The following is a 19,181-nucleotide window of genomic DNA, read 5'->3' on the forward strand; positions in this document are numbered from 1 at the left end:
CTGAACTGTAGGTCGGATAAGACGCATAGCGTCGCATCCGACAACAATCTCGACCCTACAAATGATAACAATGACGAGGACAACATGAGCGACACAACGATCCTGCAAAACAGCACCCATGTCATTAAACCGAAAAAATCTGTGGCACTTTCTGGCGTTCCGGCGGGCAATACGGCGCTCTGCACCGTGGGTAAAAGTGGCAATGACTTGCATTACCGCGGCTACGATATTCTTGACCTGGCGGAACATTGCGAATTTGAAGAAGTGGCGCATCTGCTGATCCACGGCAAACTGCCGACCCGTGACGAACTCGCCGCCTACAAAACGAAACTGAAAGCCCTGCGCGGTTTACCGGCTAACGTGCGTACCGTGCTGGAAGCCTTACCGGCGGCGTCGCACCCGATGGATGTTATGCGCACCGGCGTTTCCGCGCTCGGCTGCACGCTGCCAGAAAAAGAGGGGCATACCGTCTCTGGCGCGCGTGATATTGCCGACAAACTGTTGGCGTCGCTGAGCTCGATTCTTCTCTACTGGTATCACTACAGCCACAACGGCGAACGCATCCAGCCGGAAACCGATGACGATTCTATAGGCGGTCATTTCCTGCATTTGCTGCATGGCGAAAAGCCGTCGCAAAGCTGGGAAAAGGCGATGCATATTTCGCTGGTGCTGTACGCCGAACACGAGTTTAACGCCTCCACCTTTACCAGCCGGGTGATTGCGGGCACCGGCTCTGACATGTATTCAGCCATTATCGGCGCGATTGGCGCACTGCGCGGGCCGAAACACGGCGGGGCGAATGAAGTGTCGCTGGAGATCCAGCAACGCTATGAAACGCCGGACGAAGCCGAAGCTGATATCCGCAAGCGGGTTGAAAACAAAGAAGTGGTCATTGGTTTTGGGCATCCGGTTTATACCATCGCCGACCCGCGTCATCAGGTGATCAAACGTGTGGCGAAGCAGCTCTCGCAGGAAGGCGGCTCGCTGAAGATGTACAACATCGCCGATCGTCTGGAAACGGTGATGTGGGAGAGCAAAAAGATGTTTCCCAATCTCGACTGGTTCTCCGCCGTTTCCTACAACATGATGGGCGTTCCCACCGAGATGTTCACGCCACTGTTTGTTATCGCCCGCGTCACCGGCTGGGCGGCGCACATTATCGAACAACGTCAGGACAACAAAATTATCCGTCCTTCCGCCAATTATGTTGGCCCTGAAGACCGCCCGTTTGTCGCGCTGGATAAGCGCCAGTAAACCTCTACGAATAACAAGAAGGAAACGTACCCAATGTCAGCTCAAATCAACAACATCCGTCCGGAATTCGACCGCGAAATTATTGATATTGTCGATTACGTCATGAACTACGAAATCAGCTCCAGAGTGGCCTACGACACCGCCCATTACTGCCTGCTCGACACCCTTGGCTGCGGTCTGGAAGCTCTCGAATACCCGGCCTGTAAAAAACTGCTGGGGCCAATTGTTCCTGGTACCGTCGTACCTAACGGCGTGCGCGTCCCCGGAACCCAGTTCCAGCTCGATCCCGTCCAGGCGGCATTTAACATCGGCGCGATGATTCGCTGGCTCGATTTTAACGATACCTGGCTGGCGGCGGAGTGGGGCCATCCTTCCGACAACCTCGGCGGCATTCTGGCAACGGCAGACTGGCTTTCACGCAACGCGGTCGCCAGCGGCAAAGCCCCGTTGACCATGAAACAGGTGCTGACCGCAATGATTAAAGCCCATGAAATTCAGGGCTGCATCGCGCTGGAAAACTCCTTTAATCGCGTCGGCCTTGACCACGTTCTGTTAGTGAAAGTGGCTTCCACCGCCGTGGTCGCCGAAATGCTTGGCCTGACCCGCGAGGAAATTCTCAACGCCGTTTCGCTGGCGTGGGTGGACGGTCAGTCGCTGCGCACCTATCGCCATGCGCCGAACACCGGCACGCGTAAATCCTGGGCGGCGGGCGATGCCACTTCCCGCGCGGTACGTCTGGCACTGATGGCGAAAACGGGCGAAATGGGTTACCCGTCAGCCCTGACCGCGCCGGTATGGGGCTTCTACGACGTCTCCTTTAAAGGTGAATCGTTCCGCTTCCAGCGTCCGTACGGTTCTTACGTCATGGAGAATGTGCTGTTCAAAATCTCCTTCCCGGCGGAGTTCCACTCCCAGACGGCAGTTGAAGCGGCGATGACGCTCTATGAACAGATGCAGGCAGCAGGCAAAACGGCGGCGGATATCGAAAAAGTGACCATTCGCACCCACGAAGCCTGTATTCGCATCATCGACAAAAAAGGGCCGCTCAATAACCCGGCTGACCGCGACCACTGCATTCAGTACATGGTGGCGATCCCGCTGTTATTCGGGCGCTTAACGGCGGCAGATTACGAAGACAACGTCGCGCAAGATAAACGCATCGACGCCCTGCGCGAGAAGATCAATTGCTTTGAAGATCCGGCATTTACCGCTGACTACCACGACCCGGAAAAACGCGCCATCGCCAATGCCATAACCCTTGAGTTCACCGACGGCACGCGATTTGAAGAAGTGGTGGTGGAGTACCCAATTGGTCATGCTCGCCGCCGCCAGGACGGTATTCCGAAACTGGTCGATAAATTCAAAATCAACCTCGCGCGCCAGTTCCCGACTCGCCAACAGCAGCGCATTCTGGAGGTTTCTCTCGACAGAACTCGCCTGGAACAGATGCCGGTCAATGAGTATCTCGACCTGTACGTCATTTAAGTAAACGGCGGTAAGGCGTAAGTTCAACAGGAGAGCATTATGTCTTTTAGCGAATTTTATCAGCGTTCGATTAACGAACCGGAGCAATTCTGGGCCGAGCAGGCCCGGCGTATTGACTGGCAGACGCCCTTTACGCAAACGCTCGATCACAGCAATCCGCCGTTTGCCCGTTGGTTTTGTGAAGGCCGAACCAACTTGTGTCACAACGCTATCGACCGCTGGCTGGAGAAACAGCCAGAGGCGCTGGCATTAATTGCCGTCTCTTCGGAAACAGAAGAAGAGCGCACCTTTACCTTTCGCCAGTTGCATGACGAAGTGAACGCGGTGGCGTCAATGCTGCGCTCGCTGGGCGTGCAGCGTGGCGATCGGGTGCTGGTGTATATGCCGATGATTGCCGAAGCGCATATTACCCTGCTGGCCTGCGCGCGCATTGGCGCTATTCACTCGGTAGTGTTTGGTGGATTTGCCTCGCACAGCGTGGCTGCGCGGATTGATGACGCTAAACCGGTGCTGATTGTCTCGGCAGATGCCGGAGCGCGCGGTGGCAAAATCATTCCTTATAAAAAATTGCTCGACGATGCGATAAGTCAGGCGCAGCATCAGCCGCGCCACGTTTTGCTGGTGGATCGCGGGCTGGCGAAAATGGCGCGCGTTACCGGACGGGATGTCGATTTCGCGTCATTGCGCCATCAGCACATCGGCGCGCGGGTGCCGGTGGCGTGGCTGGAATCCAACGAAACCTCCTGCATTCTCTACACCTCCGGCACGACCGGCAAACCAAAAGGTGTACAGCGTGACGTCGGCGGTTATGCGGTGGCGCTGGCGACCTCAATGGACACCATTTTTGGCGGTAAAGCGGGCGGTGTGTTCTTCTGTGCGTCGGATATCGGCTGGGTAGTTGGGCATTCGTATATCGTCTACGCGCCGCTGCTGGCGGGGATGGCGACTATCGTTTACGAAGGATTGCCGATTTATCCTGACTGCGGTGTGTGGTGGAAAATCGTCGAGAAATATCAGGTTAGCCGGATGTTCTCAGCGCCAACCGCCATTCGCGTGCTGAAAAAATTCCCTACCGCCGAAATTCGCAAACACGATCTCTCGTCGCTGGAAGTGCTCTATCTGGCGGGGGAGCCGCTGGATGAGCCGACTGCCAGTTGGGTGAGCAATACGCTGGATGTGCCGGTCATCGACAACTACTGGCAGACTGAATCCGGCTGGCCGATTATGGCGATTGCTCGTGGTCTGGACGACAGGCCGACACGTCTGGGAAGCCCCGGCGTGCCGATGTATGGATACAACGTGCAGTTGCTCAATGAAGTCACCGGCGAACCGTGCGGTGTCAACGAGAAAGGGATGGTAGTGGTGGAAGGGCCGCTGCCGCCGGGGTGTATTCAAACCATCTGGGGCGATGACGACCGCTTTGTGAAGACGTACTGGTCGCTGTTTTCCCGTCCGGTGTACGCCACCTTTGACTGGGGCATCCGCGATGCTGACGGTTATCACTTTATTCTCGGGCGTACTGACGATGTGATTAATGTTGCCGGGCATCGGCTTGGCACACGCGAGATTGAAGAGAGTATCTCCAGTCATCCGGGCGTTGCTGAAGTGGCGGTGGTTGGGGTGAAAGATGCGCTGAAAGGGCAGGTGGCGGTGGCGTTTGTCATTCCGAAAGAGAGCGACAGTCTGGAAGATCGCGAGGTGGCGCACTCGCAAGAGAAGGCGATTATGGCGCTGGTGGACAGCCAGATTGGCAACTTTGGTCGCCCGGCGCACGTCTGGTTTGTCTCGCAATTGCCAAAAACGCGATCCGGAAAAATGCTGCGCCGCACGATCCAGGCGATTTGTGAAGGACGCGATCCGGGAGATCTGACGACCATTGATGATCCTGCGTCGTTGGATCAGATCCGCCAGGCGATGGAAGAGTAAGGTGTTGTCGGATGTGTCGTGTGGCGCATCCGACACCGTGCACCGATGCCTGATGCGACGCTTACCGAGTCTTATTATGCCTACAGGCCTGAACCGCAGGTCGGATAAGGCGCACGCGCCGCATCCGACACTGTGCGCAGATGCCTGATGCGAGGCAGGCGTGTCTTATCATGCGTACCCATTTTTTCTCAAATAAGTTTTTATCCACTTTTCCGCATTCATCCATATAAAAAATATATCCCCTCCACGAAAACGATTGCTTTTTATCTTCAGATGAATAGAATGCGGCGGATTTTTTGGGTTTCAAACAGCAAAAAGGGGGAATTTCGTGTCGCAAGATAACAACTTTAGCCAGGGGCCAGTCCCGCAGTCGGCGCGGAAAGGGGTATTGGCATTGACGTTCGTCATGCTGGGATTAACCTTCTTTTCCGCCAGTATGTGGACCGGCGGCACTCTCGGAACCGGTCTTAGCTATCATGATTTCTTCCTCGCAGTCCTCATTGGTAATCTTCTCCTCGGTATTTACACTTCATTTCTTGGTTACATTGGCGCAAAAACCGGCCTGACCACCCATCTTCTTGCTCGCTTCTCGTTTGGTGTTAAAGGCTCATGGCTGCCTTCACTGCTGCTGGGCGGCACTCAGGTCGGCTGGTTTGGTGTTGGCGTGGCGATGTTTGCTATTCCGGTGGGCAAGGCAACCGGGCTGGATATTAATTTGCTGATTGCCGTTTCCGGTTTACTGATGACCGTCACCGTCTTCTTTGGCATTTCGGCGCTGACGGTACTTTCGGTGATTGCGGTTCCGGCGATTGCCTGCCTTGGCGGTTATTCCGTATGGCTGGCCGTTAACGGCATGGGCGGTTTGGACGCCTTAAAAGCGGTCGTTCCCGCACAACCGCTAGATTTCAATGTCGCGCTGGCGCTGGTTGTGGGGTCATTTATCAGTGCGGGTACGCTCACCGCTGACTTTGTCCGCTTTGGTCGCAATGCCAAACTGGCGGTGCTGGTGGCGATGGTGGCCTTTTTCCTCGGCAACTCGTTGATGTTTATTTTCGGTGCGGCAGGCGCTGCGGCACTGGGGATGGCGGATATCTCTGATGTGATGATTGCTCAGGGCTTGCTGCTGCCCGCGATTGTGGTGCTGGGGTTGAATATCTGGACCACCAACGATAACGCGCTCTATGCGTCGGGTTTAGGTTTCGCCAATATTACCGGTATGTCGAGCAAAACTCTTTCAGTAATCAACGGTATTATCGGCACGGTCTGCGCACTATGGCTGTATAACAATTTTGTCGGCTGGCTAACCTTCCTTTCGGCTGCTATTCCTCCGGTGGGTGGCGTGATCATCGCCGACTATCTGATGAACCGTCGCCGCTATGAGCACTTTGCGACCACGCGTATGATGAGTGTCAATTGGGTGGCGATTCTGGCGGTCGCGCTGGGGATTGCCGCAGGCCACTGGTTACCGGGCATTGTTCCGGTCAACGCGGTATTAGGTGGCGCGCTGAGCTATCTGATCCTTAACCCGATTTTGAATCGTAAAACGACAGCAGCAATGACGCATGTGGAGGCTAACAGTGTCGAATAACGCTTTACAAACAATTATTAACGCCCGGTTACCAGGCAAAGAGGGGCTGTGGCAGATTCATCTTCACGACGGAAAAATCAGCGCCATTGATGCGCAATCCGGCGTGATGCCCATAACTGAAAACAGCCTGGATGCCGAACAAGGTTTAGTTATACCGCCGTTTGTGGAGCCACATATTCACCTGGACACCACGCAAACCGCCGGACAACCGAACTGGAATCAGTCCGGCACGCTGTTTGAAGGCATTGAACGCTGGGCCGAACGCAAAGCGTTATTAACCCATGGCGATGTGAAACAACGCGCCTGGCAAACGCTGAAATGGCAGATTGCCAACGGTATTCAGCATGTGCGTACCCATGTCGATGTTTCGGATGCAACCCTGACTGCGCTAAAAGCGATGCTGGAAGTGAAGCAGGAAGTCGCGCCGTGGATTGATCTGCAAATCGTCGCCTTCCCGCAGGAAGGGATTTTGTCGTATCCCAACGGTGAAGCGTTACTGGAAGAGGCGTTACGCTTAGGGGCTGACGTAGTGGGGGCGATTCCGCATTTTGAATTTACCCGTGAATATGGCGTGGAGTCGCTGCATAAAACCTTCGCCCTGGCGCAAAAATACGACCGTCTCATCGATGTTCACTGTGATGAGATCGATGACGAACAGTCGCGCTTTGTCGAAACCGTTGCCGCCCTGGCTCACCGTGAAGGCATGGGCGCGCGAGTCACCGCCAGCCACACCACGGCAATGCACTCCTATAACGGGGCGTATACCTCGCGCCTGTTCCGTTTGCTGAAAATGTCCGGTATTAACTTTGTCGCCAACCCGCTGGTCAATATTCATCTACAAGGGCGTTTCGATACGTATCCAAAACGTCGCGGTATTACGCGCGTTAAAGAGATGCTGGAGTCCGGCATTAACGTCTGCTTTGGTCACGATGATGTCTTCGATCCGTGGTATCCACTGGGAACGGCGAATATGCTGCAAGTGCTGCATATGGGTCTGCATGTTTGCCAGCTGATGGGCTACGGGCAGATTAACGACGGCCTGAATTTAATCACCCACCATAGCGCCAGGACGTTGAATTTGCAGGATTACGGCATAGTCGCCGGAAACAGCGCTAACCTGATTATCCTGCCGGCTGAAAATGGGTTTGATGCGCTGCGCCGTCAGGTTCCGGTACGCTATTCGGTACGTGGTGGTAAGGTGATTGCCACCACGCAACCGGCACAAACCACCGTGTATCTGGAGCAGCCGGAAGCCATCGATTACAAACGGTAATCGGCTGGGTTGCAGCGAGCGTAGTTTATGCCGGATGCGGCGTGAACGCCTTGCACTGAACTCGTAGGCCTGATAAGCGTCGCGCATCAGGCAATTCCAGCCGCTGACCTGTGTCAGCGGCTACCGTGATTCATTCCCGCCAACAACCGCACATTCATCCAACGCCATTTGCAAAAATGCCTTTGCGGCGGTTGTCTGCCCGCTATTTTTCCGCCGCAACAAAACCGCCGTTCTCTCCAGTAGTGGCGGGGCAAGAGAAATAGCTTTAAGCCCGTCATGTTGTGTGGCAATCGCTGCTGGCAACAATGTGGAAAGGGAAGTGCGGCGAATCAGCGCCAGAACTGCGCTAATTGAGTTCGCCTCTATCACCACCTGTGGATGTAGCCCCGCTTTCTCGCAGTAGTGGTCAATTTGCTCTCTGGTGGCAAATTCCGCGCTGAGCAGTACCAGTTTTTCATCATGCAAGCGACTCAACGCCACCTGTTCATGGACTGCCAGTGGATGATGTTGCGCCACGACTAACGCTAAACTTTCTGTCAGTAAAGGTATTGCCTCCAGTTCCGGCGAATGCACCGGCGCGAAGGCAATCCCAACATCCAGCTCGTCGCGGCAAAGCAGATCTTCGATTTTCTCCTGTGACATTTCCTGTAGCTGGAGCGTGATGCCGGGATAACGCGCATAGAAATCCGCCATTAAAGGGCCGATAAAGTAGCTCGTGAAGGTGGGGGTGACGGCGATGCGCAGCGATCCTCGCGTCAAATCGGCAACATCATGAATCGCCCGTTTACCCGCCCCCAGTTCCTGTAACGCACGGCTGGCGTACTGTCGCCAGACTTCTCCCGCATCGGTGAGACGAATCGTTCGCCCGCTACGGTCAAACAGCGGTACGCCCAAACTCTCTTCTAACTGGCGAATCTGCTGGGAAAGCGCAGGTTGGGAGATATGCAACGCACTGGCGGCACGGGTGAAGCTGCCATGTTCAGCCACGGCAAGAAAGTAATTGATATGTCGAGAGAGCATTCGCCAACCTATAAGTAAATCCAATAGAACTCATCATAAATGAGTCTTTTACCTTATGGCAATCGGCGAGTAGTCTGCCTCTCATTCCAGAGACAGACAGAGGTTAACGGTGAAAGAGATTATTGATGGATTCCTTAAATTCCAGCGCGAGGCATTTCCTGAGCGGGAAGCCTTGTTTAAACAGCTGGCGACACAGCAAAGCCCGCGCACACTTTTTATCTCCTGCTCCGACAGCCGTCTGGTCCCTGAGCTGGTGACGCAACGCGAACCTGGCGATCTGTTCGTGATTCGCAACGCGGGCAATATCGTCCCTTCCTACGGACCGGAACCTGGTGGCGTTTCTGCTTCGGTGGAGTATGCCGTCGCTGCGCTTCGGGTATCTGACATTGTGATTTGCGGTCATTCCAACTGTGGCGCGATGACTGCCATTGCCAGCTGTCAGTGCATGGACCATATGCCTGCTGTTTCCCACTGGCTGCGTTATGCCGATTCAGCCCGCGTCGTTAATGAGGCGCGCCCGCATTCCGATTTAGCGTCAAAAGCTGCGGCGATGGTACGTGAAAACGTCATTGCTCAGTTGGCTAATTTGCAAACTCATCCATCGGTGCGCCTGGCGCTCGAAGAGGGGCGGATCGCCCTGCACGGCTGGGTTTACGACATTGAAAGCGGCAGTATCGCAGCCTTTGACGGCGCAACCCGCCAGTTTGTGCCACTGGCCGCTAATCCTCGCGTTTGTGCCATACCGCTACGCCAGCCGACCGCAGCGTAACCTTATTTTTAAACCATCAGGAGATTCACCATGATTCAGTCGCAAATTAACCGCAATATTCGTCTTGATCTTGCCGATGCCATTTTGCTCAGCAAAGCTAAAAAAGATCTCTCATTTGCCGAGATTGCCGACGGCACCGGTCTGGCAGAAGCCTTTGTGACCGCGGCTTTGCTGGGGCAGCAGGCGCTTCCTGCCGACGCTGCCCGCCTGGTCGGGGCGAAGCTGGAGCTCGACGAAGACGCCATTTTACTGTTGCAGATGATTCCACTGCGTGGCTGCATTGATGACCGTGTTCCAACCGACCCAACGATGTACCGTTTCTATGAAATGTTGCAGGTGTACGGTACGACCCTGAAAGCGTTGGTTCATGAGAAGTTTGGTGATGGCATTATCAGTGCGATTAACTTCAAACTCGACGTCAAGAAAGTGGCGGACCCGGAAGGTGGCGAACGTGCTGTCATCACTTTAGATGGTAAATATCTGCCGACCAAACCGTTCTGACAGCCATGCGCGACCATCAAAAGACGTTCACGATGCTGCTGGTTCTGGTGCTGATTGGTCTTAATATGCGACCACTGCTCACCTCCGTCGGGCCACTGCTACCGCAATTGCGCCAGGCGAGCGGAATGAGCTTTAGCGTGGCTGCCCTGTTGACGGCTCTGCCGGTGGTCACCATGGGCGGGCTGGCGCTGGTCGGAAGCTGGCTTCATCAGCATGTCAGCGAACGTCGCAGCGTCGCCATCAGTTTGTTGCTGATAGCCGTCGGCGCATTGATGCGAGAGCTTTACCCTCAAAGTGTGCTGCTACTTAGCAGCGCACTGCTCGGTGGAGTGGGGATCGGCATCATTCAGGCGGTGATGCCTTCGGTGATTAAACGGCGGTTTCAGCAGCGCACGCCACTGGTGATGGGGCTGTGGTCTGCGGCTCTGATGGGCGGCGGTGGACTTGGTGCCGCCCTGACGCCCAGGTTAGTTCAACACAGCGAGATTTGGTTCCAGACTCTCGCCTGGTGGGCGCTGCCTGCCATTATTGCGCTCTTTGCCTGGTGGTGGCAAAGCTCCCGCGAGGTCGTCTCTTCCCACAAGACAACAACCACTCCGGTTCGCGTAGTCTTCACTCCCCGCGCCTGGACGCTGGGTGTTTACTTCGGTCTGATTAACGGCGGTTACGCCAGTCTGATTGCCTGGTTACCCGCCTTCTATATTGAGATCGGTGCCAGCACGCAGTACAGCGGTTCCTTGCTGGCGTTGATGACGCTTGGTCAAGCCGCAGGGGCATTGCTGATGCCTGCTATGGCTCGCCATCAGGATCGGCGCAAACTATTAATGCTGGCACTGGCGTTACAACTGGTGGGTTTCTGCGGCTTTATCTGGCTGCCGCTGCAATTGCCGGTCTTCTGGGCGATGGTGTGTGGGTTAGGTCTGGGTGGCGCATTTCCGCTCTGTTTGCTGCTGGCGCTCGATCACTCTGCGCAACCCGCTATTGCTGGCAAACTGGTGGCGTTTATGCAGGGGATCGGTTTTATCATTGCCGGGCTTGCTCCGTGGTTTTCTGGTGTGCTGCGTAGTATCAGTGGCAATTACCTGATGGACTGGGCGTTTCATGCGCTGTGCGTCGTTGGGCTGATGATCATAACCCTGCGTTTTGCACCAGCACGTTTTCCGCAGCTGTGGGTCAAAGAGGCATGATGCGACGCTCGTTCCTGCGCTTTGTTTACGCCGGATGCGGCCTACGTAGATCACTGAACTTATAGGCCTGATAAGCGGAGCGCATCAGGCAATTTTGCTTATTTAAACTGACGATTCAACTTTAAAATCTTTGAAATAATATTGCTTATCCCGATCGTTTATTTCGCGAATAACCCGACAAGGAATGCCAGCAGCTACGACGTTTGGTGGAATGTCTTTTGTGACGACACTTCCCGCGCCAATAACAGAATTATCCCCGATGGTGACGCCTGGATTAATGACCACATGGCTGCCGATCCAGACGTTATTACCAATCTTTATCGCAAAAGAGTACATCTCTCCGTTTTTTCTTAATTCATGGTGTACAGGGTGTCCCGTAACGGAAATGGTAACGTTGGGGGCAACCAGTACGTTATCACCGATCGTTACCGTGTAATCATCGACAATGGTTAAATTGAAATTTGCATAAAAATTGCGGCCTATATGGATGTTGGAGCCGTAAGAGAAATAGACAGGTGGTTCAACCCAGGCGTTTTCCCCTACCGTGGCAAACATTTTTTTTATCAGGCTTTCTCTTTTTTCAACTTCCGCTGGATGCGAGTGATTAAACTCATACATTAATGTTTTCCCACGAAGTCTTTTTTCAGGTAAGCCTTCGCACATATCGGTAAATAGCTTTCCTGCTTTTATTCTTTCTGTCATCGACATGTTCATTTTGATCATTCCGTCCTGATATGTTGGTCGGATAAGGCGCTCGCGCCGCATCCGACATTGATTGCTTAAGCGACTTCATTCACCTGACGACGCAGCAGGGAAAGCGGGCCGGGGCCGCTAAGCGTGAACACGGAAATTAAGGTGAAGCCCAGCGCCACCAGACCCAGCACCAGATAAGCGCCCTGGAAACCGATGCTTTCATACATATTGCCCGCCAGTACAGACATAAAAATCATCGCCAGTTGCTTAAAGAAGCAGAAACAGACCAGATAAATCGTCGCTGAAAAACGCACTTCAAACTGGCTGGTAATATATTTAAAGCAGCCCACCAGCAGGAACGGTACTTCAAACATATGCAGCGTTTTCAGAATAACCACTTCCAGCGCTGAGGTGGCGAATGATGAGCCAATAATACGTACAGACATAATAGTGCCAGCCAGCAGCAGGGCGTTTTTCCCACCGATGCGATTAATGATCAGTGGCGCAAAGAACATAATCGAGGCGTTAAGTAATTCGCCCATTGTCGTTACGTAGCCAAATACCCGCGTACCCTGTTCACCGGTAGCAAAGAACGAAGTAAAGAAATTAGCAAACTGTTGGTCAAAAACATCGTAGGTGCAGGAAACGCCAATAACATACAGTGACAAAAACCACAGTTTTGGCTGTCTGAACAGTTCCAGCGCCAGCTTAAGGCTAAATGCCGAATGGTTGGCACCTACCGCATTGGCAACCGTGGCAGAAGAGGGCGCATCCGTTTTGGCGAAAAAGAGTAAAACGGCGAGGATGAGTGCACAGCCAGAGCCCAGCCAGAAAACAAACTGATTATTGATGGTGAACATGATGCCGACAATCGAGGCACACAGCGCCCAGCCAACACAGCCAAACATCCGCGCGCGACCAAATTCGAAATTACTGCGACGGCTGACTTTCTCGATAAATGCCTCTACTGCTGGCGCACCGGCGTTAAAACAGAAACCAAGATAAATACCACCAACAATCGACCCTACTAAAATGTTGTATTGTAATAGTGGCCCGAAGATAAAAATAAAGAACGGCGCAAACATTACTAACATGCCGGTAATCATCCACAGCAGGTATTTGCGCAGCCCGAGTTTGTCAGAAAGCAGACCAAACAGCGGTTGGAATAATAGCGAGAACAGAGAAATAGCGGCAAAAATAATACCCGTATCACTTTTGCTGATATGGTTGATGTCATGTAGCCAAATGGGGAAAAACGGGAAGTAGGCTCCCATGATAAAAAAATAAAAGAAAAAGAAAAAACCGAACATCCAAAAGTTTGTGTTTTTTAAATAGTACATAATGGATTTCCTTACGCGAAATACGGGCAGACATGGCCTGCCCGGTTATTATTATTTTTGACACCAGACCAACTGGTAATGGTAGCGACCGGCGCTCAGCTGGAATTCCTCCGACACTGACGGGCTCCAGGAGTCGTCGCCACCAATTCCCATATGGAAACCGTCGATATTTAGCCATGTGCCTTCTTCCGCGCGCAGCAGATGGCGATGGCTGGTTTCCATCAGTTGTTGTTGGCTGTAGCGGCTGATGTTGAACTGGAAGTCGCCGCGCCACTGGTGTGGTCCATAATTCAATTCGCGCGTCCCGCAGCGCAGACCGTTTTCGCTCGGGAAGACGTACGGGGTATACATGTCTGACAATGGCAAGTCCCAGCGGTCAAAACAGGCCGCAGTCAGACGGTCGGGATAGTTTTCTTGCGGCCCTAATCCGAGCCAGTTTACCCGCTCTGCGACATGTGCGAGCTCGCAGGTCAGGCCAATCCGCGCCGGATGCGGTGTGTCGCTCGCTACTTCAACATCCACACTGACGACCATCTCACCGTGCCCATCGATACGGTAGGTTTTCCGGCTGATAAATAAGGTTTTCCCCTGATACTGCCAGGCGTGGACAGTGGTAATCAGCACCGCGTCGGCAAGCGTATCTGCCGTGCACTGCAACAACGCGGCTTCGGCCTGGTAATGGCCCGCCGCCTTCCAGCGTTCGACCCAGGCATTCGGGTCAATGCGGGTCGCTTCACTGACGCCAATGTCGTTATCCAGCGGGGCACGGGTGAACTGATCGCGCAGCGGCGTCAGCAGTTGTTTTTCATCGCCAATCCACATCTGTGAAAGAAAGCCTGACTGGCGGTTAAATTGCCAACGCTTATTACCCAGCGCGATGCAAAAATCCGTTTCGCTGGTGGTCAGTTGCGGGATGGCATGGGACGTGGAGGGGAGTGCCACACTGAGGTTTTCCGCCAGTCGCCATTGTTGCCAGGCGCTGATGTGTCCGGCTTCTGACCAGGCGGTCGCGTTAGGTTGCACTACGTGTACCGTAAGCCAGAGTTGTCCGGCGCTCTCCGGCCGCGGCAGTTCAGGCAGTTCAATCAACTGTTTACCTTGTGGAGCGACAGTCAGAGGCACTTCACCGCTTGCCAGCGGCTTGCCATCCAGCGCCACCGACCAGTGCAGGAGCTCGTTATCGCTATGACGAAACAGGTATTCGCTGGTCACTTCGATGGTTCGCCCGGATAAACGGAACTGGAAAAACTGCTGTTGGTGTTTTGCTTCTGTCATTGCCGGATGTGGCGTGCGGTCGGCAAAGACCAGACCGTTCATGCAGAACTGGCGATCGTTCGGCGTATCGCCAAAGTCACCACCGTAAGCCGACCATGGGTTGCCGTTTTCATCATATTTAATCAGCGACTGATCCACCCAGTCCCAGACGAATCCACCCTGTAAACGGGGGTACTGACGAAACGCCTGCCAGTATTTCGCGAAGCCGCCAAGACTGTTACCCATTGCGTGGGCGTATTCGCAAAGGATCAGCGGGCGCGTCTCTCCAGGCAGCGAAAGCCATTTTTTAATGGACCATTTCGGCACAGCCGGGAAGGGCTGGTCTTCATCCACGCGCGCGTACATCGGGCAAATAATATCGGTTGCAGAAGTGTCGGCTCCGCCGCCTTCATACTGCACCGGGCGGGAGGGATCGACAGATTTAATCCAGCGATAGAGTGCGTCGTGATTAGCACCGAGGCCCGATTCATTACCCAGCGACCAGATAATTACGCTCGGGTGATTACGATCGCGCTGCACCATCCGCGTTACGCGTTCACTCATGGCCGGTAGCCAGCGTGGATCATCGGTCAGACGATTCATTGGCACCATGCCGTGGGTTTCAATATTGGCTTCATCCACCACATACAGGCCGTAGCGGTCGCACAGCGTGTACCACAGCGGGTGGTTCGGATAATGCGAACAGCGCACGGCGTTAAAGTTGTTCTGCTTCATCAGCAGGATATCCTGCACCATCGTTTGCTCATCCATGACCTGACCATGCAGAGGATGATGCTCGTGACGGTTAACGCCGCGAATCAGCAACGGCTTGCCGTTCAACAGCAGCAGACCATTTTCAATCCGCACCTGGCGGAAACCGACATCACAGGCTTCCGCTTCAATTAGCGTGCCGTCGGCGGTGTGCAGTTCAATAACTGCACGATAGAGATTCGGGAGTTCGGCGCTCCACAGCGCCGGATTTTCAACGTTCAGGCGTAGCGTGACGCGATCGGCATAACCACCACGTTCATCGATAATTTCGCCGCCGAAAGGCGCGGTACCGCTGGCGACCTGCGTTTCACCCAGCCACAAAGAAACCGTCACCCTCAGCGCATCGCGCAGTTCACCGCACATCTGAATTTCTGTTTCCAGAACAGCGCGGCTGAAATCATCATTAAAGCGAGTGGCAACATGGAAATCGCTGATTTGTGTGGTCGGTTTATGCAGCAACGAGACGTCACGGAAAATGCCGCTCATTCGCCACATATCCTGATCTTCCAGATAGCTACCGTCACTCCAGCGCAGCACCATCACCGCGAGGCGGTTATCTCCGGCGCGTAAAAATGCGCTCAGGTCAAATTCAGACGGCAAACGGCTGTCCTGTCCGTAACCGACCCAGCGCCCGTTGCACCACAAATGAAACGCCGAGTTAATGCCATCAAAAATAATTCGCGTCTGGCCTTCCTGTAACCAGCTTTCATCAACATTAAATGTGAGCGAGTAACAACCTGTCGGATTCTCCGTGGGAACAAACGGTGGATTAACTGCAATGGGATAGGTCACATTGGTGTAGATAGGCGCATCGTAACCGAGCATCTGCCAGTTTGAGGGGACGACGACAGTATCGGCGTCAGGAAGATCGCGCTCCAGCCAACTTTCCGGCACCGCTTCTGGGGACGGGAACCAGGCAAATTGCCACTCACCATTCAGGCTGCGTAACTGCCGGGAAGGGCGATTATAGCGGGCCTCTTCACTATTTCGCCAGCTGGCGAAAGGAGGATGCGCCGCAAGGCGGTTGAGTTGGGTAACGCCAGGGTTTTCCCAGTCACGACGTTGTAATACGACGGCCAGTGAATCCGTAATCATGGTCATAGCTGTATCCTGTGTGAAATTGTTATCCGCTCACAATTTCATACAACATACGAGTCGGACACATCAGGTGTAAAGCCTGGGGTGCCTAATGAGTGAGCTGACTCACATTAATTGCGTTGCGCTCACTGCTCGCTTTCCAGTCGGGAAATTTGTCGCGCCAGCTGCATTAAGGAATCAGCCAACGCTTGGGGAGAAGCGGTTTGCGCATTGGGTGGCAGGGTGGTTTTTCGTTTCACCAGTGAGACGGGCAACAGCTGATTGCCCTTCACTGCCTGGCCCTGAGAGAGTTGCAGCAAGCGGTCCACGCTGGTTTGCCCAAGCAGGCGAAAATCCTGTTTGATGGTCGTTAATGGCGGGATATAACACGAGCTGTCTTCGGTATCGTCGTATCCCACTACCGAGATATCCGCGCCGACGCGCAGCCCGAACTCGGTAATGGCGCGCATTGCACCCAGCGCCATCTGATCGTTGGCAACCAGCATCGCGGTAGGAATGATGCCCTCATTCAGCATCTGCATGGTTTGATGAAAACCGGACATGGCGCTCCAGTCGCCTTCCCGTTCCGCTATCGGTTGAATTTGATTGTGTTTAAGATATTTATGCCAGCCCGCCAGACGCAGACGCGCCGAGACAGAACTTAATGGGCCCGCTAACAGCGCGATTTGCTGGTGACCCAATGCGACCAAATGCTCTACGCCCAGCCGCGTACCGTCTTCATGGGAAAAAATAATACTGTTGATGGGAGTCTGGTCAGAGACATCAAGAAATAGCGCCGGAACATTAGCGCAGGCTGCCTCCACAGCAATGGCATCCTGGTCATCCAGCGGATAGTTGATGATCAGACCACTTACGCGTTGCGCGAGAAGATTGTGTACTGCCGCTTTACAGGCTTCGACACCGCTTCTTTCTACCATCGACACCACCACGCTGGCACCCAGTTGATCGGCGCGAGATTTAATCGCCGCGACAATTTGCGACGGTGCGTGCAGGGCCAGACTGGAGGTGGCAACGCCAATCAGCAACGACTGTTTGCCCGCTAACTGTTGTGCTACGCGGTTGGGAATGTAATTTAGCTCCGCCATCGCCGCTTCCACTTTTTCCCGCGTTTTCGCTGAAACGTGGCTGGCCTGATTCACCACGCGGGAAACGGTCTGATAAGAGACACCGGCATACTCCGCGACATCGTATAGCGTTACTGGTTTCACATTCACCACCCTGAATTGACTTTCTTCCGGGCGCTATCATGCCATACCACGAAAGGTTTTGCGCCATTCTGCGGGGCTGACGCCGAAGTGAGATTTAAAATGCTGACGCCAGGTCACAGGTGAGAGAAAACCCACCTCAGCCGCTATCCGCTCAACGGGCAACTGACTGGATCCCAACAGTTCCTGGCTACGGCGTAAGCGTTCAGTGATGAGCCATTCGGCGATACTCGAACCGGTCGCTTTCATAAAATGACGGGTTAGTGTGCGGCGACTCATCATTACTCGCTGAGCCAGCGAGTCGAGATCATGCTGTTGCGCAATGTTTTGCCGCAGGTAATCCAGCAGGAGGTTAATGCGTTCATCATGGGTATTTTTCGGCACCGGTTGCTCTATAAACTGCGCTTGACCGCCGGTGCGATATGGCGGTACGACCATCCGTCGGGCAATATGGTTAGCATAGTCGCTGCCAAAATGTTGCCGAACAATATACAAACAGCAATCCAGCGCCGCGGCAGTACCGGCAGAGGTAATAATGCCATCATCGTCTACATACAACGCGTTAATATCCAGATGTGTTTGTGGAAAACGTGCCTGAAATTCACGCTCGAACTCCCAGTGCGTGGCAGCACGCTTATTGTTCAGTAAACCTGCATAGCCGAGCACAAACGTGCCCAGGCAAAGCCCGACAATCTGTGCCCCGTTATCTCGTGCGGTCGTTAAGGCTTTCAGCAGTTTTTGTGGCGGTTTTTGTGTAATTGTTCCCCAGTAAGGAATTATCACAATATCCGCCTGGATGACTGCCGTATAGTCATGGGTGGCGGTTACGGAAAACCCATCGGCAGAGTCCACATTTCCCGGCTTTTCAGCGCAGATAATTACATGAAAGCGTTTTTTCTCCGCCATTTTTTCGCTAAACACGATAAACGGTACGGAAAGGTGAAAAGGACTAAAACCGGCAACGGCGATAATGGCAACAGTTAGCGGGCGCATAACACTCTTTATCTCCGAATTAGAATGTCAACGTTTCACCATCTTCTGGTACGTTCACAAATTCGATAATTTGATTATCTCTGGCGTATTCCTTGAGCGCATCACGCGTCAGCAAACAGTGGTTTACGGCCTCCATATGTGTCGCGACAATTTGCGCTTCTGGCAGGGTAAAATGTGTTTTGAGAATATCTTCAGCTCCCATAATTATCGCGCCATGCCCCAGAACATGCGCAAATCCGGCATTCAACACCACCACTTCTGGTTGGAAAGTTAGCATTGTAGCCTCGACGTCATCACGCCAGAGGGTATCGCCAGCCAGATAGAGCGTTTTCTCTGTCGGGTGCTGGAAAACAACGCCGCAGGCTGCGCCTAAACGCTTCGCCATAGCCGGGTCTGCATAGGTGCGATCGGAGCCGTGCTGCCCTGTCGTTTTATGCAGAGTAATATCGCCAAATTTAGTCTCGTCGGCAAGTACGGTAAGATGCGTAAATCCTTGTTTATGCAGTGATTCAGCATCTTGCTCATTTTGCACATAAATCCGTTTATCTTTGGGGACGACGCGGGAGGCTGTTTCGTCCCAGTGATCTTCATGCAAATGGGTCACTATTAGGGCGTCAACGTTGAGTAACGTTGTTAAATCGCACGGTAATTCTACCGTTGGATTGCGGATTTCTGCGCGTGCCGTTCCGGCAAAACCCGGATAACTTCCTTTAGGCGCGAGTAACGGGTCAATAAGAAATGTTTTGCCAGCGTATTGGATAATTTGGGTGGCATTACGAATTTGAGTAATTTTCATGATTTGCTCCACATCACAGTATTGATGG

At 53.6% G+C, this 19,181-nt stretch carries 15 protein-coding genes; 8 read left to right on the plus strand and 7 right to left on the minus strand.

What is annotated here, in order from left to right:
* The first annotated feature begins 84 nt into the window (after window positions 1-84).
* The 5 genes from prpC (at window position 85) to codA (ending at window position 7,526) form a co-directional block, all read left to right on the plus strand.
* A complete protein-coding gene (gene prpC / locus ATB02_RS00790; RefSeq protein ID WP_001285908.1) occupies window positions 85-1,254 on the plus strand; it encodes a bifunctional 2-methylcitrate synthase/citrate synthase in 1,170 nt (389 codons plus the stop codon).
* A gap of 33 nt (window positions 1,255-1,287) precedes the next feature.
* A complete protein-coding gene (gene prpD, locus ATB02_RS00795; RefSeq protein ID WP_105270930.1) occupies window positions 1,288-2,739 on the plus strand; it encodes a 2-methylcitrate dehydratase in 1,452 nt (483 codons plus the stop codon).
* 39 nt (window positions 2,740-2,778) lie between these two features.
* Window positions 2,779-4,665 carry a propionate--CoA ligase gene (gene prpE, locus ATB02_RS00800; protein WP_105270931.1) on the plus strand — a complete coding sequence of 629 codons (1,887 nt, stop codon included), beginning with the start codon at window positions 2,779-2,781 and terminating at the stop codon, window positions 4,663-4,665.
* Between the two features lie 328 nt (window positions 4,666-4,993).
* Window positions 4,994-6,253, plus strand: a complete 1,260-nt coding sequence (gene codB / locus ATB02_RS00805; RefSeq protein ID WP_000076233.1) for a cytosine permease — start codon at window positions 4,994-4,996, stop codon at window positions 6,251-6,253.
* On the plus strand, window positions 6,243-7,526 hold the full coding sequence (gene codA / locus ATB02_RS00810) for a cytosine/isoguanine deaminase (RefSeq protein WP_105270932.1): 1,284 nt from the start codon (window positions 6,243-6,245) through the stop codon (window positions 7,524-7,526). Before codB ends, codA begins: the two co-directional genes overlap by 11 nt.
* 120 nt (window positions 7,527-7,646) lie before the next feature.
* Here codA and cynR read toward each other — a convergent pair whose 3' ends face one another.
* Window positions 7,647-8,546, minus strand: coding sequence for a transcriptional regulator CynR (gene cynR, locus ATB02_RS00815; RefSeq protein WP_105270933.1), 900 nt, complete (start codon window positions 8,544-8,546; stop codon window positions 7,647-7,649).
* A 109-nt stretch (window positions 8,547-8,655) separates the two neighbouring features.
* Between cynR and cynT the strand changes: the two genes are divergently transcribed.
* The 3 genes from cynT to cynX are packed head-to-tail and all read left to right on the plus strand — an operon-like array spanning window position 8,656 to window position 11,003.
* Window positions 8,656-9,315 (plus strand): carbonic anhydrase CynT, encoded by a 660-nt coding sequence (cynT, locus tag ATB02_RS00820; RefSeq protein WP_032183397.1) that lies wholly within the window; start codon window positions 8,656-8,658, stop codon window positions 9,313-9,315.
* A 30-nt stretch (window positions 9,316-9,345) separates the two neighbouring features.
* Complete coding sequence (gene cynS, locus ATB02_RS00825) at window positions 9,346-9,816, plus strand: cyanase (protein WP_000616244.1); 471 nt, start codon at window positions 9,346-9,348, stop codon at window positions 9,814-9,816.
* 5 nt (window positions 9,817-9,821) lie between these two features.
* Window positions 9,822-11,003 carry a cyanate transporter CynX gene (cynX, locus tag ATB02_RS00830; RefSeq protein WP_105270934.1) on the plus strand — a complete coding sequence of 394 codons (1,182 nt, stop codon included), beginning with the start codon at window positions 9,822-9,824 and terminating at the stop codon, window positions 11,001-11,003.
* Window positions 11,004-11,105: 102 nt separating this feature from the next.
* Here the strand turns inward: cynX and lacA are convergent, their stop codons facing one another.
* The 6 genes from lacA to ATB02_RS00865 form a co-directional block, all read right to left on the minus strand.
* On the minus strand, window positions 11,106-11,717 hold the full coding sequence (gene lacA / locus ATB02_RS00835) for a galactoside O-acetyltransferase (RefSeq protein ID WP_105270984.1): 612 nt from the start codon (window positions 11,715-11,717) through the stop codon (window positions 11,106-11,108).
* 65 nt (window positions 11,718-11,782) lie between these two features.
* Window positions 11,783-13,036, minus strand: a complete 1,254-nt coding sequence (gene lacY / locus ATB02_RS00840; RefSeq protein WP_000291532.1) for a lactose permease — start codon at window positions 13,034-13,036, stop codon at window positions 11,783-11,785.
* 51 nt (window positions 13,037-13,087) lie between these two features.
* A complete protein-coding gene (gene lacZ, locus ATB02_RS00845) occupies window positions 13,088-16,162 on the minus strand; it encodes a beta-galactosidase (RefSeq protein WP_105270935.1) in 3,075 nt (1,024 codons plus the stop codon).
* Window positions 16,163-16,284: 122 nt separating this feature from the next.
* The gene (gene lacI, locus ATB02_RS00855) at window positions 16,285-17,367 is read right to left on the minus strand and encodes a DNA-binding transcriptional repressor LacI (protein WP_072039662.1); all 1,083 of its coding nucleotides are present in this window, start codon (window positions 17,365-17,367) and stop codon (window positions 16,285-16,287) included.
* A 36-nt stretch (window positions 17,368-17,403) separates the two neighbouring features.
* Window positions 17,404-18,357, minus strand: coding sequence for a GlxA family transcriptional regulator (locus ATB02_RS00860; RefSeq protein ID WP_105270936.1), 954 nt, complete (start codon window positions 18,355-18,357; stop codon window positions 17,404-17,406).
* A 19-nt stretch (window positions 18,358-18,376) separates the two neighbouring features.
* The gene (locus ATB02_RS00865; protein ID WP_123059814.1) at window positions 18,377-19,153 is read right to left on the minus strand and encodes an MBL fold metallo-hydrolase; all 777 of its coding nucleotides are present in this window, start codon (window positions 19,151-19,153) and stop codon (window positions 18,377-18,379) included.
* Between the last annotated feature and the right edge of the window lie 28 nt (window positions 19,154-19,181).

The sequence above is a fragment of the Escherichia sp. MOD1-EC5189 genome (genome assembly GCF_002966045.1).
GTDB classification, from domain to species: domain Bacteria; phylum Pseudomonadota; class Gammaproteobacteria; order Enterobacterales; family Enterobacteriaceae; genus Escherichia; species Escherichia coli_F.

Coding starts and splice junctions, on each gene's coding strand:
- prpC (WP_001285908.1), top strand. CDS start 85: ATGAGCGACACAACGATCCTGCAAAACAGCACCCATGTCATTAAACCG.
- prpD (WP_105270930.1), top strand. CDS start 1,288: ATGTCAGCTCAAATCAACAACATCCGTCCGGAATTCGACCGCGAAATT.
- prpE (WP_105270931.1), top strand. CDS start 2,779: ATGTCTTTTAGCGAATTTTATCAGCGTTCGATTAACGAACCGGAGCAA.
- cynR (WP_105270933.1), bottom strand. CDS start 8,546: ATGCTCTCTCGACATATCAATTACTTTCTTGCCGTGGCTGAACATGGC.
- cynS (WP_000616244.1), top strand. CDS start 9,346: ATGATTCAGTCGCAAATTAACCGCAATATTCGTCTTGATCTTGCCGAT.
- cynX (WP_105270934.1), top strand. CDS start 9,822: ATGCGCGACCATCAAAAGACGTTCACGATGCTGCTGGTTCTGGTGCTG.
- lacA (WP_105270984.1), bottom strand. CDS start 11,717: ATGAACATGTCGATGACAGAAAGAATAAAAGCAGGAAAGCTATTTACC.
- lacY (WP_000291532.1), bottom strand. CDS start 13,036: ATGTACTATTTAAAAAACACAAACTTTTGGATGTTCGGTTTTTTCTTT.
- lacZ (WP_105270935.1), bottom strand. CDS start 16,162: ATGACCATGATTACGGATTCACTGGCCGTCGTATTACAACGTCGTGAC.
- ATB02_RS00860 (WP_105270936.1), bottom strand. CDS start 18,357: ATGCGCCCGCTAACTGTTGCCATTATCGCCGTTGCCGGTTTTAGTCCT.
- ATB02_RS00865 (WP_123059814.1), bottom strand. CDS start 19,153: ATGAAAATTACTCAAATTCGTAATGCCACCCAAATTATCCAATACGCT.